We start from the raw sequence: 17,360 nt of genomic DNA on the forward strand, positions 1-17,360 counted from the left end.
TAACATAAAATGAAATCAACACAATTACCTGTAAACGAATATGCCGCTTATTATATTCCCTACATAAACGCTTTGGGAGAAGTCACATTAATGGATGAATTAGAAATTTCATTACACGATTTTATTCATTTTGTACAAAACATTCCCATGGACAAATTTGATTATCGCTATGCAGAAGGGAAATGGACTATCAAAGAAATTATTCAGCATGTAATTGATACGGAACGCATTTTTGCTTATCGGGCATTGCGAATTTCGAGAGAGGATCAAACACCTTTACCCGGTTTTGATGAAAATGATTATATTGACAATACGAGTGCTAACAGCAGAAGTATTCAGGATTTACTAACTGAATTTTCAGCGGTTAGACATTCCAATTTGTTTCTTTTCAAAAGTTTGTCCGAAGAGCAGTTAAAGAGAATGGGAACTGCTTCAAATGCAGTTGTTTCTGTTCGTGCGATTGGTTTTATTATGATTGGTCATCAAAAACACCATCAAAAAGTTTTTCAAGAAAGGTATTTATAGTTTATTGAAAACCGGCTGACCAGATTTTTAGCTTGTTTTCAAAAGACATGGTATTAGCAGGACTAGTAGAAGGCATCACATAATACGTGATGCTTTTTATTTGTCCAAATTTTTTCAGAAAGTATTTATGACTTTCTTTGCCATTAAAAATGATTGTGGTGATTCCGGGGAATTCTAAGAATAGTGTTTCAAAATCATTTGCTTTTTGATTTTTGATATGAATGTCTAAGCTTCCTTTTCTTTCGCAATTTTCTAAAACATCCCAAAGTCCAATTTTATTCGCTTGGAGTAATTGTATTTTTTTTTCGAAAACTTCAGCTATTGGTAAATTATCCAACAGCGTGTACATTATTTTCCAAAAATGATTTCTTTTGTGCGCATAATATTCTTGTTTTTCCAATGAAGCAATGCCAGGCATAGTTCCTAGAATCAAAATTTCTGTTTGTGAATTCACAAAAGGAGGAAAGGAATGAATCATAATACTTGCTAAACTATTGCGTTTTCTTTTTCTAATATTGCTAAGGCTAACCGAATTTTTCCATAATCTATTTTTTCTTCAAAATAATCAAAATAGGGTTTTAAGGCATTTGGTGATTCCAGTTTTATTTGCGCTTCCGCAATTTGCGTAACTTCTTCTTTTGAGATAAAATAATCCAAATCTATATCAGCACCATCAACGTACAATTTAGCTAAATGAGACATAATCGTACTAAGACCTAATTTTCTTTTTTGAGCAATTTCTTCAACAGAAAATCCATTTTTATACAATTCCAATGTTTCTTTGAAAGTAGTAGCTTCTTTCTTTTTTCTGACAACTTTAGATTTTTGAAAATCAATTATCGCATTGATAAATGCATCGCCATATTTTTCTAGTTTTGCTTTTCCAACGCCGTCAATTGCCAGTAATTCTTGATCGCTCATCGGTCTTTCGGTTTCCATTTGGCGCAAAGCTGCATCACTAAAAATTACATAAGCTGGAACGGATTCTTCTTTGGAAATTTCGTAGCGTAGTTTTCGTAAGGTTTCAAAAAGTGAATTCGTAACCGATTTACTTTTTGTTTCCTTTATAACTTGCTTGTCAATATTAATTTTTTGGATAGTTGTGAGTTGTACTTTTTCGCCTTCAAATAATACTTTTTTTGCTAAAGAAGTAAGTCGAATTTTATTTTGTTTATGAAAAGCGATTTCACAATAACCAAGATTTATCAGTTGGATTAAATATTGGTTCCAATCATACCAAGAGAGTTCAACTCCAACACCATACGTTTTTAGGTTTTGGTATTCTTTTTCATAAATATAAGCATTTTTGGATCCGCGCAAAAAGTCAATTATCACCGGTAATGGTTCCGTTTCCTGTAAACGAAAAATTGCCGATAATGCTTTTTGTGCAATGATGGTTCCATCGAAAAATAGCGGTGGATTTTTACAGATATCACAATTTCCACAATTCTCTGTAACGAGTTCGCCAAAATAGGACAGCAATATCTTTCTGCGACAGCTCAAAGCATCAGCATATTGTTTCATACGCTCTAGTTTGGCTAGTTGGACTTCAGCATTTAAGCCTTGTAAGGCAAATTTTTGCAATTGAATCACATCGCCGTAACTTTCGAATAATACGGTTTCTGAGGGTAAACCATCTCGGCCGGCTCGACCAATTTCCTGATAATAACCTTCTATATTTTTAGGCAAATTATAGTGAATCACCCAACGCACATTTGATTTATCGATACCCATTCCAAAAGCGATAGTGGCGCAAACGACTTGACATTCATCATTAATGAATTCATCTTGAGTTTTGGAACGGATTTTATTATCTAAGCCAGCATGATAGGCCTTTGCATTGATTCCAATTTTTTGTAGTTTTTCGGCCAATTCTTCGGTTGTTTTTCGGCTTAAGCAATATACGATTCCGGATTCGGTTGGTTTTTCTTGAATAAAATCTATAATTTGTTTTACTCTGTCCAAAGCGGAACGAACCTCTAAACTTAGATTTTTTCTATCGAAAGAAGCAATAAATATTCTAGGATTTATTAAGTTTAATTGTTGGCTAATGTCTTTACGTGTAGCTTTATCAGCAGTTGCAGTTAAAGCTAAGATTGGAGTAGAAGGGAAGCGGTTTTTGAGGTATCCAAGATTTGTATAGGCGGGTCGGAAATCATGTCCCCAAGATGAAATGCAATGTGCCTCATCAATAGCAATAAGACTTATGGTTAAACTATTAAAAATATTGTCCAGAAAAGATAAGCTTTCTGGAGCAATGTATACCAGCTTAATTTCATTCGATTTTAAGCTTTCGATATAAAACTGACGTTCCTCTTCGGTTTGACTGCTGTTGATATAACAGGCTTCAATTCCATTAGCTTTTAAGCCATCGACTTGATCTTTCATCAAAGCTATTAACGGGGAAATTACGATTGTAATTCCAGGAAAAAGTAAAGCTGGTAATTGAAAACAAATTGATTTTCCTCCACCAGTTGGCATTATAGCTACTGTATCTTGTCCAGAAAGAATACAATTTATTATTTCTTCCTGATTGGGTCTGAATTTTTCAAAACCAAAGTTCTCCTTTAGTTTGGCGTGTAAAATTTCTTGAGTCATTGTGGCGTATATTTAGAGGTCTAAAGTTATAAAAAAAGGAACTCGTGTAGGAGTTCCTTTTTATAAATATATTCAAAAATGGGATTAATTAATCCTCATCTTCGTCATCATCGTCATCTGAAAAATCTTTTTCATCCGCATCATCGTCATCGTCATCATCACCTGAGTCAGCATCTAGTTTGTCAACAGCATCCTCGTCCTCGTCCTCATCTTCAATATCATCGTCTAAATCCAATCCTTTAATTGGCTCAACAACTTCATCAATCATGATTTCATCATCTTCATCATAATTTTCAATTCTATCAGCTAGTTTAGTACTTACTTTAACTAAATAAATAGTGTCTTCAGTTCGTACTTCAACTGCTTCAATCAATTCATTTTTAGCGTTTCTAAAACTAATAATGTTTGAATCATCATAACCATCTGGAAATTTATCAACCAAAAGATTTAAAATTTCATTGGTAAGTTTTGCGTAATCAACTATTACTCTTTTCATAAAATAATTCTATAGGTCTAATAAATAAGCGAAAATTAAAGGTGCTACAATGGTAGCATCTGACTCAATAATAAACTTAGGCGTTTTAATATCTAACTTACCCCAAGTAATTTTTTCATTTGGTACCGCCCCAGAATACGAACCATAACTGGTTGTTGAGTCTGAAATTTGACAGAAATAACTCCAGAAAGGAATGTCATGCATTTCCATATCTTGATACAACATTGGCACCACGCATATTGGAAAATCTCCTGCAATTCCTCCACCAATTTGGAAAAAACCTACCCCATTAGTACTGTTTTTTGGATACCAATCTGATAAGAAAACCATGTATTCAATACCTGATTTCATTGTAGATGCTTTTAAATCTCCTTTTATTACGTACGATGCGAATATATTTCCCATGGTACTATCTTCCCATCCTGGTACAATAATAGGTAAATTTTTCTCGGCCGCTGCATACATCCAACTGTCTTTTAAGTCGATTTCGTAATATTCCTCAAGAACCCCGGATAGTAACATTTTGTACATGAATTCATGTGGAAAATATCTTTCTCCTTTGTCATCAGCATCTTTCCAGATTTTGTAAATATGCTTTTGCAAACGACGAAATGCTTCATGCTCAGGAATACAAGTATCTGTAACGCGGTTTAAACCTCTTTCCAATAAATCCCACTCATCTTGTGGAGTCAAATCACGGTAATTTGGTACTCTTTCATAATGAGAATGAGCAACTAAATTCATGATGTCTTCTTCTAGATTTGCACCTGTGCAAGAAATGATATGCACTTTGTCCTGACGAATAATTTCAGAAAATATTTTTCCAATCTCGGCCGTACTCATAGCACCGGCCATACTCACCATCATTTTTGCACCATTGGCTAATTGTTCTTCGTATGCCTTAGCTGCGTCAACTAAAGATGCAGAGTTGAAATGCAGGTAGTGCTTTTCAATAAACTGACTGATTGGTCCTTTGCTCATTTTTTTTAATTTAAATACCTAATAATCATTACGTTAAAATTATTATTTCAAATTTAACGATTTTTTAAATTGAATAACTGAATGTTTGTTAATTTATTTTCGGTCGTATCCTAATATTTTTAAAACGTCCTCTGAGGTTTGTTGCTCTGAGAAAACTTCAGTAGCTAAAATCCCGTTTTCATCTCTATCTATTAATATATGTTTGGGCTGTGGAATCAAACAATGGTGTAATCCTCCGTATCCTCCTATAGTTTCCTGATAGGCTCCGGTGTTAAAAAAACCAATGTACAATGGTTTCTCTTTGTTGTATTTTGGCAAGTAAATAGCATTCATGTTCTGCTCGGAGTTGTAATAATCATCGCTATCACAGGTCATTCCGCCTAGTAGTACTCTTTCATAAGTTTCATTCCAGCGATTGACTGCTAACATGATAAAACGTTTGTTGATAGCCCAAGTATCTGGTAAAGTGGTAATAAAAGAGGAGTCGATCATGTTCCATTTTTCTCTATCATTTTGTTGCTTCTGATATAAAACTTGATAAATAGCACCGCCGCTTTCTCCCACTGTAAAGGAACCGAATTCGGTAAAAATATTTGGTACATCTACTTCAGCTTCATCACAAGCAATTTTTATCTGATTGATAATTTCATCAATCATATACTGATAATCATACTCAAATGCCAGCGAGTTTTTTATTGGAAAACCGCCACCAATATTTAATCCATCAAGAGTAGGACATTCTTTCTTTAATGCCACGTATACTTTAATACATTTTACTAGTTCATTCCAATAATAGGCATTGTCATTTATACCGGTGTTGATAAAAAAGTGTAACATTTTCAGTTCCAATTTTTTATTTTCTTTGATTTCTCTTTTATAGAAGGGAACAATATTTTTGTAACCAATTCCTAATCTTGACGTGTAAAATTCAAATTTTGGCTCTTCTTCGGCAGCAATACGAATACCAATTTTGAATTTGCTTTTTATCTGTCCTTGCAGTAGATCTAGCTCTTCAAAATTATCAATAATTGGAATCGTGTTTTTATGACCATTATTGATAAGACGCGCAATATTATCAATGTATTGGTCTCTTTTGAAACCATTACAAATCACATAGGTACTTTTATTGATTTTTCCGTTTGCCAATAAATTTTCAACAATGTTTATATCGAAAGCAGAGGAAGTTTCAATATGAATATTATTTTTGAAAGCCTCGTTCATAATATACTCAAAATGAGAGCTCTTTGTACAATAACAGTAATAGTATTTTGCCTCATATTTATTTTTTTCCATCGATTTACGAAACCAGCTTTTGGCTTTATTGATGTTATTTGAAATTTGAGGTAAATAAGTGAATTTTAATGGCGTGCCGTATTGCTCAACCAATTTCATCAAATCAATGTTGTGAAATTGCAGGTTATCTTTGTTTAAAGTAAATTCTTCTTGAGGGAAATAGTAGGTTTGATTTATTAAATCAGAATATTTTGTGTTCATTAGATGTCGTAATTATAGATTAAAATATTGTAAAAATAAAGTAACCGATAATTCAAACCCGAATATTTGCATAAACGATCTGAAGCTTTTCGTGGTCTGCTTTTAAATATTGGAAAACATCAAAACTAAAGTTGCCTTTGATAGAATAAAACCGTTTTAATATCTTTAGAAAAGACATCTTTTTTTGGGTTTTATTAGAACTATAATTTTGTTTGTTTTGACTTTTTTTCATTGGGGCAAATGTAAAAAATATTATATACGCAATGCAATCCTTTTTATAAAAAATAATTAAGATTTATAATCCAGAAACGCCTTAAGAATTAATTCATTTTCAACCGATTGATTGATTTTTATTTTTCCGATACCATCAATCAAAGCAAACTGTATGTTTCCAAACTCATTTTTTTTGTCGTGTATCAACAATTCTAAAATAGGCTCTATATCTTTTTCTTCAAAAATGATATCGTTATAGATGGATTTTATGCCAGATTTTATCTCAGAGAATTCCTCTTTATTGATTAGTTTTTTATGCAATGAGATGAAACTTTCCAAGATCATCCCAACGGCTATGGCTTCTCCATGTAACAAAGTTGTTTTATTTTCATTTTCCAAAAAATAGCTCTCAATAGCATGACCTAAAGTATGACCAAAATTTAATGACTTACGAATATTTTTCTCTGTTGGATCTTGGATAACAATTTCATTCTTTATTTCAACCGAACGGTAAATTAAGGAATCAAAATCAGCAAAATCAATGGATTTTAGATCTAAAAATTGCTCCCAATAGTCTTTATCATATATTAAACCGTGTTTGAGCATTTCAGCGAGACCGGAACGCATTTCATTTTGTGGCACCGTTTCAAGATATTGAGTGTCGATAAGCACCATTTTTGGCACATTAATAACACCGATTTGGTTTTTTAAATTTCCTAAATCGACCCCATTTTTTCCGCCTACAGAGGCATCAACCATTGATAGTAATGTGGTAGGAATGTGAATAAAATCAATTCCTCGCTTGAATGTTGAAGCAACAAAACCACCTAAATCAGTAACAACACCACCGCCTAGATTGAGCACAAGACTTTTTCTATCAGCACCAAGTTCAGTGAGTACATTCCAAATTTGGACGCAAGTCTCAATATTTTTATTTACTTCACCGGCATCAAATTCAATGATTTCAATAGTAAGTTCAGTTTCGAGAAAAGGGAGAAATTTTGGAATGCAAAATTCATTCGTATTACTGTCAACAATAATAAAAATTTTAGAATACTTATTTTCTTTCAAATGAATATTTAAGGCTTCGTATGCTTTTTCGTTAAAATGTATTGGGTAACTGTTGGCTTGAATTGATTGCATCTTTATGGATTAATTGGAACCGCAAAATAAGGTAATTTTTGGGGAATAATATTCAAAACTCTGTCTATATTTGTACAAAAATTATAACAAATAATGGAAAAAATATTCAATAATACCCAAGTTGCCTTTTCATTAAAAAGTGATACCGAATTAGATAGAGCTTATTTCCTTTTCAAAATGATTGCTAATCAGCCTTTAGTTCGAATTGGAACCGCAGTTACAAATTTTGCTTTGAAAGCCAATCTCCCTGTTGAAGGCTTAATTCGTGCTACTGTTTTTGACCACTTTTGTGGTGGTGTAAATGAAGTAGATTGCCTATCTGTAGTGGATAAAATGTATACAAAAGGGGTTTCTTCTGTATTGGATTATTCTGTGGAAGGTAAAGAAGAAGAAAATCAGTTTGATGCTGCGCTTGAAATGACTCTAAAAACAATTGAATTTGCAAAAGAACGTTTGGCTATTCCTTTTGCCGTTTTTAAACCAACTGGTTTTGGTCGTTTTGAATTGTATGAGAAATTAGGAGAGAAGCAAACGTTAACTCTTGAAGAACAAGCAGAATGGAATAGAGTAGTGGCGCGTTTTGATTTGGTTTGCAAAGATGCTCATTCTAAAAATGTAGCTCTTTTGATTGATGGTGAAGAAAGTTGGATGCAAGATGCTGCAGATGATTTAGTGACTGAAATGATGCGCAAATACAATAAAGAAAAAGCAATTGTTTTCAATACGTTGCAAATGTATCGTTGGGATCGATTGGATTACTTGAAAAAATTGCATGAACAAGCCAAAAATGACGGATTCTTTATAGGTATGAAATTAGTCCGTGGTGCTTACATGGAAAAAGAGATGGCTCGTGCCGAAGAAAAAGGATACCCATCACCAATTTGCGCTTCAAAAGAAGCTACAGATGAAAATTACGATGCCTCAGTTCATTATATGGTTGATCATTTAGATTTGATGTCGATTTTTGCGGGAACGCATAATGAATTAAGTACATACAAATTGATGGAATTGATGCAGGCGAAAGGCATGAAAACCAATGATGATCGAATTTGGTTTGGTCAATTGTATGGTATGAGTGATAATATTAGCTATAATTTGGCAGCTAACGGCTATAATGTGGCTAAATATTTGCCTTTTGGCCCTGTCAAAGATGTGATGCCATACTTGATTCGTCGAGCAGAAGAAAATACTTCAGTAGCGGGTCAAACGAGCCGTGAATTAGCGATGATTAAAGAAGAAAGAAAAAGAAGAAAAGGGAAATAGTTTTAAAATCTCTTTCACTGAAAAAAGCTCCAATTTTAAAAAATTGGAGCTTTTTTTTATATAACTACGCTTAATATCTAGCTCTTATAAGTATAGTTATTAGTATATAAGTAGGAGATATTATCCTATTATATTGATAATTTTGAGTATAGTGCATCATTTTTTTGTTTCAATTTTTTTATAATCGAAAGTGCTTGCTAGTTTCATAGCTAATAAAAATTACATAGTTCGTTTAATTTTTATCTACAATAGTTAGTGCGATTCCTTTGCTTTTCTACTTTTTTTAAGTCAAGTTCTTCTTTGGACAGTTGACTGTGCTGAAAAAACAACCTTCAAGGTTAATTTTACATTTTTTTTAACGGGACACTGAATTTCCGGTTAATCGCATGATTAATAAAAGGTTATTCTCTTATATTAACAGGCGTTCTGAGTCATTCAACCTTTTTATTACACTAAAGAGGTTTCAAATGAAGAGATACTTTTTATAGTAGTTTTTACTAAATTCATCAATATACTTTTTAGTATAAATTAATATATACTTTTTAGTATATATTGAAAAACAATGTTTACATTTGTCTTATAGGTTTATTTAAATATTAAAAATCCATTATTAAAACATCAAACTTTTAAACAATGAAAATAACAGCACAAGACGAGTATGGCTTAAGACTATTAGTCCGGATTGCAAAATGTAATGATCAGTCCGGCTTGAGCATTCCTCAGCTCAGTGAAGCCGAAGGGTTATCGCAACCTAATGTTTCTAAATTGACCCGAATCCTTCGTATGGAAGGTTTAATTAATAGTACCAAAGGACATGTTGGAGGATATGTATTGGCCAGACCTGCAAATACGATAACAGTAAACGACATTTTGAATGCCTTAGGCGGGCGGTTATTTGACGAACAATTTTGCGTCAATCATGTTGGCGTAATGAAAATATGCAGCAATTCAGTTGATTGCTCCATTCGATCACTTTGGACCATAGTTCAATCTGCAATAGATAAGTTACTAGATACCATCACACTATCTGATTTGTCCCATGGTGAAAAAGAAGCTACAGTTACTTTTAAAAGTTTATTTGAAGAAATAAGTGGAGAAAATAAAGAATTATTATAATCATTAATTAGAAATAGAATGATAACAGTTTCAGAAAATGCAAAAGAACACGCATTAAGTTTAATAGCAAACGAAAATAGCCCAGAAGGAACCTTTATTAGAGTAGGTGTTGATGGCGGTGGATGTTCAGGCCTTACTTATAAACTCGTATTTGACAATGTGATTACAGAGAGCGATAAGGTGTTTGAAGACAAAGGAATAAAGATTGCCGTTGACAAAAAAAGCTTTCTATACTTAATAGGTACAGAGCTCGATTATGTGGGAGGCTTAAACGGTAAAGGATTTGTATTTGTCAATCCAAATGCAAGTAGAACTTGCGGTTGTGGGGAATCGTTTGGCGTTTAATAGTAGGCTTAAGGTTTAAAGCTTGTAAGTATTTCTTGCAAAACCTTCCAACTATCCAACTATAAAAAAAAGAAAAATGGCAATTATAATTACAGATGAATGCATTAATTGTGGCGCTTGTGAACCCGAATGTCCTAATAATGCAATCTACGAAGGGGGCGATGAATGGCGCTTTGCTGATGGAACAGCCATAAAGGGAATGTTTACCTCAAAAAGCGGATTGACTGCCGATGCAAATGAACCGCAAGAACCTGTATCTAATGATGTTTATTACATAGTAGCCGATAAATGCACTGAATGTGTTGGTTTTCATGATGAACCTCAATGTGCCGCTGTTTGTCCTGTGGACTGCTGTGTAGATGATGAAGATTGGCGCGAAAGCGAAGAAGAATTATTTGCCAAAAAAGACAGCTTGCATTTAATAATTTAATCAAAATGATTTTTGGGATTGGGAATTACCGATGAACAAAATAACAATAGTAAAACTTAAATAGTATGAACGAGGTTTTAGAACAAAAACTCAGCACAGAATACAAGTATGGGTTTGTTACCGATATTGATGCTGACAACGCACCGAAAGGATTGAATGAAGATATTATTCGTTTTATTTCTGCCAAAAAAAAGGAACCCGAATGGATGTTGGACTATCGTTTAACGGCTTTCCGTCATTGGATAACAATGGAGGAACCTGATTGGGCTCATGTTTCTTACCAAAAACCAGACTTTCAGGATATCATTTATTACTCGGCTCCAAAGCCAAAAGCGGTATTAAACAGTTTAGATGAAGTAGATCCTGAATTATTGAAAACATTTCAGAAACTTGGTATTTCAATCTTAGAACAAGAACGTTTAACAGGAGTAGAAAACAGAATAGCCCTTGATATTATTGTAGACAGCGTTTCAGTGTCAACAACATATAAAGCAACATTGGCTGAAAAAGGAATTATATTTTGTTCGTTTGGCGAAGCAATTCAAGACCATCCGGAATTGGTACAAAAATACATGAGCTCTGTCATTCCATATACCGATAATTTTTATGCGGCACTAAATTCCGCTGTTTTTACGGATGGTACTTTTTGTTATATTCCAAAAGGAGTTCGATGTCCGATGGAACTTTCTACTTATTTCCGAATAGAAGCGGCTGGGACAGGGCAGTTCGAACGCACCTTAATTATTGCTGATGAAGATTCGTATGTGAGTTACCTCGAAGGCTGTACGGCACCAATGCGTGATGAAAATCAATTGCATGCCGCAGTGGTAGAACTTGTAGCCCATAAAAATGCGCAGATAAAATACAGCACCGTACAAAACTGGTATCCCGGAGATAAAGACGGTAAGGGAGGAATTTTCAACTTTGTTACTAAACGTGGTATTTGTTTAGAAGAAAATTCTAAAATTTCTTGGACACAAGTAGAAACAGGTTCTGCAATTACGTGGAAATATCCATCAGTGATTTTAAAAGGAGACAATTCGATAGGTGAATTCTATTCTGTTGCACTTACCAATAACTACCAACAAGCCGATACTGGAACAAAAATGATCCACATTGGTAAAAACACTAAAAGTACTATCATATCCAAAGGGATTTCGGCAGGCTATAGCAACAACAGTTACAGAGGGTTAGTCCGTATTGGAAAAGGTGCAGACAATGCCCGTAATTTTTCACAATGCGATAGTTTATTGATGACTGATCAATGCGGAGCACATACCTTTCCATACATCGAAATAAAAAACAACACCGCCATTGTCGAGCATGAAGCAACAACTTCAAAAATTGGTGAAGACCAATTATTTTATTGCAAACAAAGGGGTATTGATAATGAAAAAGCCATTGGTTTAATTGTAAATGGCTATTGCAAAGATGTATTAAGTCAATTGCCAATGGAGTTTGCTGTTGAAGCCCAAAAATTGTTGGAGGTTTCCTTGGAAGGCTCAGTAGGATAAGGAGAGATCTTTTATAACCTATAAATTTTAACTCATAAATTTTAAAAAAATGCTATCAATAAAAAATCTACACGCGTCAATTGACGGGAAAGAAATATTAAGAGGGATTAATCTAGAAATAAAAGCGGGAGAAGTACATGCTATTATGGGCCCTAACGGTTCTGGAAAAAGCACCTTATCTGCAGTACTTGCGGGTCGTTCCGAATACGAAGTTACAGAAGGTGAAATAATCTATAACGGTATAAATTTATTAGAACTAGAAGCGGAAGATAGAGCTAGAGAAGGCATATTTCTTGCGTTTCAATATCCCATTGAAATTCCGGGGGTAAGCAACATTAATTTTTTAAAAACAGCTATTGGCGAAATTCGCGCTTATAAAGGCTTGGAACCTCTGGCAGCAAAAGAGTTTTTAACTCTGATGAAAGAAAAGCAAAAGTTAGTTGAGATAGATAAAGCACTTATCAGTCGCTCGATAAACGAAGGTTTTAGCGGTGGTGAAAAAAAACGAAATGAAATATTTCAGATGGCGATGCTGGAGCCAAAACTTTCCATACTTGATGAAACCGATAGTGGACTTGATATTGATGCCTTACGAATTGTTGCTAACGGCGTGAATAAATTAAAATCGAAAGATAACGCAACCATTGTTATCACGCATTATCAAAGGTTGTTGGATTATATTATCCCCGATGTTGTTCACGTTTTATACAATGGAAAAATTGTGAAAACAGGGCCAAAAGAATTGGCTTTAGAACTAGAAGAAAAAGGATACGATTTTATTAAAGAAGTAGAAGAAGTACAAGCTTAATTTAGTACAAAATGGAAACAGCAATTAAAACCAGTACGATAAAAGATAAATTGATTTTTGAATTTGAGACATCAAAATTATTTTTATTCGGCGATACACAAATTCGTGATCAGGCGATGGAAAGCTTTTACAAACAAGGTATTCCAACCAGAAATCACGAAGAATATAAATATACTCCTATCAGTTCAATATTAAAAGGGGAATTTGATTTATCGACCAGTAAAAACTGTAATGATGAGCAAATTGAACCGCTGAAATTTTTAAAAGAGGCTTATAATGTAATTATCGAAAACGGCATTTTTGTGGAAGGATTATCCAATTTAGAAAATCTTCCAAAAGGGGTAACGATTTGCAGTTTAGTAAATGCGGCAACTAGTAATTCCGCTGTTTTTGAAAAACATTATGCACAATATGCAGATATTAAAACGGATCCATTCATAGCGTTAAATACCGCAATGACTAAAGATGGCGTGTTTATTCATATCGCAAAAAATGTGATAATTGAAAAACCAATCCATATCATTCATATTGCAACAGCATTCGAAAACACCATAATTCATCCACGTAATTTAATCGTGATTGATGAAAATGCACAAGTAAAAATAGTAGAATCCTATCAAACGGTTGATTCCAAAGCAAAAATCTTCAGTAATGCGTTAACAGAAATTGTAGTAGATAATCACGCCATTGTTGAACATTATAAAATTCAAGATGAAAATGCCTGCCTGCCGGAGAGGAAGGAGTTGGGTTATTTAATGAATACAACACAAGTAATTCAAAATAAACAAAGTGTATTTTCTACCCATACTTTTACCTTGAGTGGCGCATTAGTTCGCAATAATTTGACTATAGTTTTAGATGATGAACATATTGAATCGCATTTGAACGGATTGTATATAACTACAGGAAATCAAGTAGTTGACAATCATACTGTCGTAGATCATCGCAAGCCAAATTGCAACAGCAACGAGCTTTATAAAGGGATTATTGACGGAAAGTCAACCGCTACTTTTAATGGAAAAATATTTGTTAGAAAAGATGCTCAAAAAACAAATGCATTTCAATCCAACAAAAATATTTTACTAAGCGAAGACGGAACAATCAATACAAAACCGCAATTAGAAATTTATGCCGATGATGTAAAATGTTCGCACGGGACATCCACCGGAAAATTAGATCAAGAAAAAATATTTTACCTACAGGCTCGTGGAATAGGCCTAACAAATGCCAAAAAATTATTGATGCACGCCTTTGCTTCGGAAGTTGTAAATACTGTAAAAATTGAGGCTTTGCGTGACTATATTGAAGGAAAGATTGCTAAAACATTTGAATAATAAATATGGCAGCAATAATAATTACACAAAACGCAGCGCTTGCACAAAAGGCTATTGATACCCTTAAAACTTGTTACGACCCAGAAATTCCAGTTGATATTTGGGAGTTAGGATTGATTTACGAACTCAATATTGATAGCGACAACAACCTCACGATGCTAATGACTTTAACATCACCATCCTGTCCTGTAGCTGAAACATTGCCCCCTGAAACAGAACAAAAATTACGTGAAATAGAGGGGATTAAATCAGCAAAAATAACAATTACTTATAGCCCGCCTTGGGAAAAAGAAATGATGAGCGAGGAGGCAGAACTCGAATTAGGATTTATGTAAAATGGAAAAAGAAATAGTTAATAAAGTAGCATTAAGTGGCATCATCACAATTGACCTCGAAACGTTTTACCCTCAAGGTAATCGTGTAGTATTGGATATAAAAGAGCATTTATTTCAAGGTTTAATCTTGAAAGAAAAAGACTTTAGGGAATTTGTTAAGAATGAAGACTGGAGTAAATACACAGACAAGTTTGTTGCCCTTATTTGCTCTGCCGATGCCGTTGTTCCAACTTGGGCTTATATGCTGTTAGCAATTAAGCTAGAGCCTTACGTAAAAAAGGTAGTGTTTGGCGATTTAGAAACACTGGAAACCATTTTGTATAATGAGATCCTTAACAAACTAAATTTCGATGAATATAAAGATGCTCGCGTTGTGATTAAGGGTTGTGGCCATCTGCCAGTTCCTAAAGCGGCTTATGTCGAAATCACCAGGCTTTTACGACCAATTGTAAAAAGTGTTATGTATGGCGAAGCTTGTTCTATGGTTCCGTTATACAAGCAGCGCAAACAAATTTAAATACGAGCTAAAGACATGAGTATATGAAGTCCGTAGTGATACCAAATATTGCAGAAAAATAATTTCCAGCCTGTAAAAGGTTCTCTTATATTCTCTTGGCATATTGAGCATTTTATTTATGATTAAGTGTCCTGATTTAAATACTGTATAGGCTGCATCATAACAATTTTAGAGCGATTGTTCTATTGGTACACTCAGAAATTGATAGCAGCAAAACGGTAATAAAGGATCAAAAAAAGTACGTAAAATTAAAAAATATAAAACCAGTAAAAATGAAAACTCAAAACGTTAGTCAAAAATTGATTAGTTCTCATCTCATTTCCGGTGAAATGAACCCAGGAACTGAAATCGGGTTGAAAATTGATCAGGTATTATTACAAGATGCCACAGGCACATTAGTAATGCTGGAATTAGAAGCATTTAATTTAAATAAAATCAAACCAGAGGTTGCAGTACAATATGTAGACCACAACCTGCTTCAAACGGATTATAAGAATATGGATGACCATCTATTTCTTCAGTCGGCAGCGGCGCGTTTTGGATTCTGGTTCAGCAGGTCAGGAAACGGAATAAGCCATGTAGTGCACATGGAGCGATTTGGTAGGCCAGGCAAAACGTTGTTAGGTTCAGACAGCCATACTCCTGCTGGAGGAGGTATTGGAATGCTCGCCATCGGCACGGGCGGATTAGATGTTGCCCTCGCTTCAGCAGGGGAACCGTATTTTGTTAAAATGCCAAAAGTGATGGGTATCAAACTCGTTGGAAAGCTTCCTGACTGGGTAAGCGCAAAAGATGTTATTTTAGAAATGCTTCGCAGGTATGATGTGACTGGAGGACGTGGATATATCTTAGAATATTATGGCCCTGGTTTAAAATCTCTGAGTGCTTGGGACCGTCATGTTATCGCCAATATGGGAACAGAGACTGGTGCTACGACTTCTGTATTTCCCTCCGATGAAATCACACTTGAATTTCTTAAACAAGAAGGAAGAGAAGACGAGTGGATGAAATTGGAAGCTGATGAGGGCGCGACATACGACCTTAATATTGAAATCAATTTATCTGAGTTAGAACCTTTAATTGCGCTTCCTGGAAGTCCCGGTAATGTGGTTCCGGTGAGAGAAGTTAGTGGATTGCAAATAAACCAAGTTGTAATAGGCTCTTCTGCAAATCCAGGACTACGTGATTTTTGGATCACATCACAAATTTTAAAGGGGGAAGTTATTTCTCCCGATGTTTCTTTCGATATCAATCCTTCTTCACGTCAAGTGCTAGAAAATTTGACAGAAATGGGCGCTCTTGGTCCTTTGATCGCTGCTGGTGGACGCCTTCATCAATCCGGTTGTATGGGATGCATCGGTATGGGACAAGCTCCTGCTACCAATACTATCAGCCTCCGAACGATGCCTCGTAATTTTCCGGGACGTTCAGGAACACTAGATGACCAAGTATACCTATGTAGCCCGGAAACTGCGGCAGCTTCAGCAATTACAGGAAAAATTACGGATCCAAGAGAACTTGAAACTTTAATGAATATGGCTTATCCAAAATGGATAGAGCCATCCCAAATCAAGTTAAGTAAGAAGATGCTAATTGCTCCAAATGAAGAATATCCTGAATTGATTAAGGGACCAAATATTAAGACACTTCCCAATTTTGAACAACTTCCAGATAAACTAGAAATCCCTATCCTTTTGAAAATGGGAGACGATATCTCCACAGATGGAATATTAAAAGCGGGTGCCGATGTACTGCCTTTGCGTTCAAATATTCCGGAGCTAAGTAAATATGCATATTATGCTATTGACGAAAGTTTTTATGATCGAGCCATTGAAAATCAAAAATCACATACGGGCTTTTGTGTTATTGCAGGCAATAATTACGCACAAGGTTCGAGTAGAGAACATGCTGCATTATCTCCTCGTTATCTTGGACAAAAGTTTGCTATTGCCAAATCTTATGCTCGTATCGGTTGGCAGAACCTGATCAATTTTGGTATAATTCCTTTCGAATTTAAAAACCCAGCTGACTGGGATAAACTGGAACAAGGTGATATTTTACAGATAGAAGGCTTAAGGATAGCTATTAAAAACAGAGAAGCAGTAACAGCTACTGTAATTGGGAAAAATATTGAAATTCCACTTATTTACAATATAAGTGAGAGACAAGTTGAACATATCTTACAAGGTGGAGTTATTAATTTTGTAAAGCAAAAGTGATTTTTCACTTGGTTTTATTTCAAGAAAAA

At 34.5% G+C, this 17,360-nt stretch carries 17 protein-coding genes; 11 read left to right on the top strand and 6 right to left on the bottom strand.

Features of this window, described 5'->3' with window-relative positions:
- Positions 1-9 precede the first annotated feature (9 nt).
- Positions 10-525 (top strand): DinB family protein, encoded by a 516-nt coding sequence (locus IWX83_RS08275; RefSeq protein WP_196828964.1) that lies wholly within the window; start codon positions 10-12, stop codon positions 523-525.
- 1 nt (position 526) lies between these two features.
- Here the strand turns inward: IWX83_RS08275 and IWX83_RS08280 are convergent, their stop codons facing one another.
- The 6 genes from IWX83_RS08280 to aroB all read right to left on the bottom strand — a co-directional run bounded on the left by IWX83_RS08280 (position 527) and on the right by aroB (position 7,450).
- Positions 527-1,003 (bottom strand): DNA-deoxyinosine glycosylase, encoded by a 477-nt coding sequence (locus IWX83_RS08280; RefSeq protein WP_196828966.1) that lies wholly within the window; start codon positions 1,001-1,003, stop codon positions 527-529.
- Between the two features lie 8 nt (positions 1,004-1,011).
- On the bottom strand, positions 1,012-3,123 hold the full coding sequence (gene recQ, locus IWX83_RS08285; RefSeq protein ID WP_196828968.1) for a DNA helicase RecQ: 2,112 nt from the start codon (positions 3,121-3,123) through the stop codon (positions 1,012-1,014).
- An 88-nt stretch (positions 3,124-3,211) separates the two neighbouring features.
- Positions 3,212-3,619 (bottom strand): DNA primase, encoded by a 408-nt coding sequence (locus tag IWX83_RS08290; RefSeq protein ID WP_196828970.1) that lies wholly within the window; start codon positions 3,617-3,619, stop codon positions 3,212-3,214.
- 9 nt (positions 3,620-3,628) lie between these two features.
- Complete coding sequence (locus IWX83_RS08295) at positions 3,629-4,600, bottom strand: deoxyhypusine synthase family protein (RefSeq protein WP_073353127.1); 972 nt, start codon at positions 4,598-4,600, stop codon at positions 3,629-3,631.
- A 93-nt stretch (positions 4,601-4,693) separates the two neighbouring features.
- Positions 4,694-6,094: an arginine decarboxylase gene (locus IWX83_RS08300; protein WP_073353126.1), complete on the bottom strand. Its 1,401-nt coding sequence runs from the start codon at positions 6,092-6,094 to the stop codon at positions 4,694-4,696.
- A 288-nt stretch (positions 6,095-6,382) separates the two neighbouring features.
- Entirely contained in the window at positions 6,383-7,450 is a 1,068-nt protein-coding gene (gene aroB / locus IWX83_RS08305; protein WP_196828971.1) for a 3-dehydroquinate synthase, read from the bottom strand.
- A 93-nt stretch (positions 7,451-7,543) separates the two neighbouring features.
- On the opposite strand from aroB, the gene IWX83_RS08310 reads away from it, so the two are divergent.
- The 10 genes from IWX83_RS08310 (at position 7,544) to IWX83_RS08355 (ending at position 17,331) form a co-directional block, all read left to right on the top strand.
- A complete protein-coding gene (locus tag IWX83_RS08310) occupies positions 7,544-8,713 on the top strand; it encodes a proline dehydrogenase family protein (protein WP_196828973.1) in 1,170 nt (389 codons plus the stop codon).
- 633 nt (positions 8,714-9,346) lie between these two features.
- Positions 9,347-9,829: an Rrf2 family transcriptional regulator gene (locus IWX83_RS08315; protein ID WP_073351071.1), complete on the top strand. Its 483-nt coding sequence runs from the start codon at positions 9,347-9,349 to the stop codon at positions 9,827-9,829.
- Positions 9,830-9,847: 18 nt separating this feature from the next.
- A complete protein-coding gene (locus IWX83_RS08320) occupies positions 9,848-10,174 on the top strand; it encodes an iron-sulfur cluster assembly accessory protein (RefSeq protein ID WP_074723354.1) in 327 nt (108 codons plus the stop codon).
- Between the two features lie 76 nt (positions 10,175-10,250).
- Complete coding sequence (locus IWX83_RS08325) at positions 10,251-10,604, top strand: 4Fe-4S binding protein (RefSeq protein WP_074723353.1); 354 nt, start codon at positions 10,251-10,253, stop codon at positions 10,602-10,604.
- 65 nt (positions 10,605-10,669) lie between these two features.
- The gene (sufB, locus tag IWX83_RS08330; RefSeq protein ID WP_196828975.1) at positions 10,670-12,118 is read left to right on the top strand and encodes a Fe-S cluster assembly protein SufB; all 1,449 of its coding nucleotides are present in this window, start codon (positions 10,670-10,672) and stop codon (positions 12,116-12,118) included.
- A 49-nt stretch (positions 12,119-12,167) separates the two neighbouring features.
- Positions 12,168-12,926 (top strand): Fe-S cluster assembly ATPase SufC, encoded by a 759-nt coding sequence (gene sufC / locus IWX83_RS08335; protein ID WP_196828977.1) that lies wholly within the window; start codon positions 12,168-12,170, stop codon positions 12,924-12,926.
- Between the two features lie 11 nt (positions 12,927-12,937).
- Complete coding sequence (gene sufD, locus IWX83_RS08340) at positions 12,938-14,260, top strand: Fe-S cluster assembly protein SufD (protein ID WP_196828979.1); 1,323 nt, start codon at positions 12,938-12,940, stop codon at positions 14,258-14,260.
- A 5-nt stretch (positions 14,261-14,265) separates the two neighbouring features.
- The gene (locus IWX83_RS08345; RefSeq protein WP_196828981.1) at positions 14,266-14,595 is read left to right on the top strand and encodes an iron-sulfur cluster assembly protein; all 330 of its coding nucleotides are present in this window, start codon (positions 14,266-14,268) and stop codon (positions 14,593-14,595) included.
- 1 nt (position 14,596) lies between these two features.
- Complete coding sequence (locus IWX83_RS08350; protein WP_196828983.1) at positions 14,597-15,112, top strand: DUF2480 family protein; 516 nt, start codon at positions 14,597-14,599, stop codon at positions 15,110-15,112.
- Positions 15,113-15,384: 272 nt separating this feature from the next.
- The gene (locus IWX83_RS08355) at positions 15,385-17,331 is read left to right on the top strand and encodes an aconitate hydratase (RefSeq protein ID WP_196829029.1); all 1,947 of its coding nucleotides are present in this window, start codon (positions 15,385-15,387) and stop codon (positions 17,329-17,331) included.
- The last annotated feature ends 29 nt before the right edge of the window (positions 17,332-17,360 follow it).

Origin of the sequence: Flavobacterium sp. CG_9.1, from assembly GCF_015751645.1 — a bacterium.
GTDB lineage: Bacteria > Bacteroidota > Bacteroidia > Flavobacteriales > Flavobacteriaceae > Flavobacterium > Flavobacterium xanthum.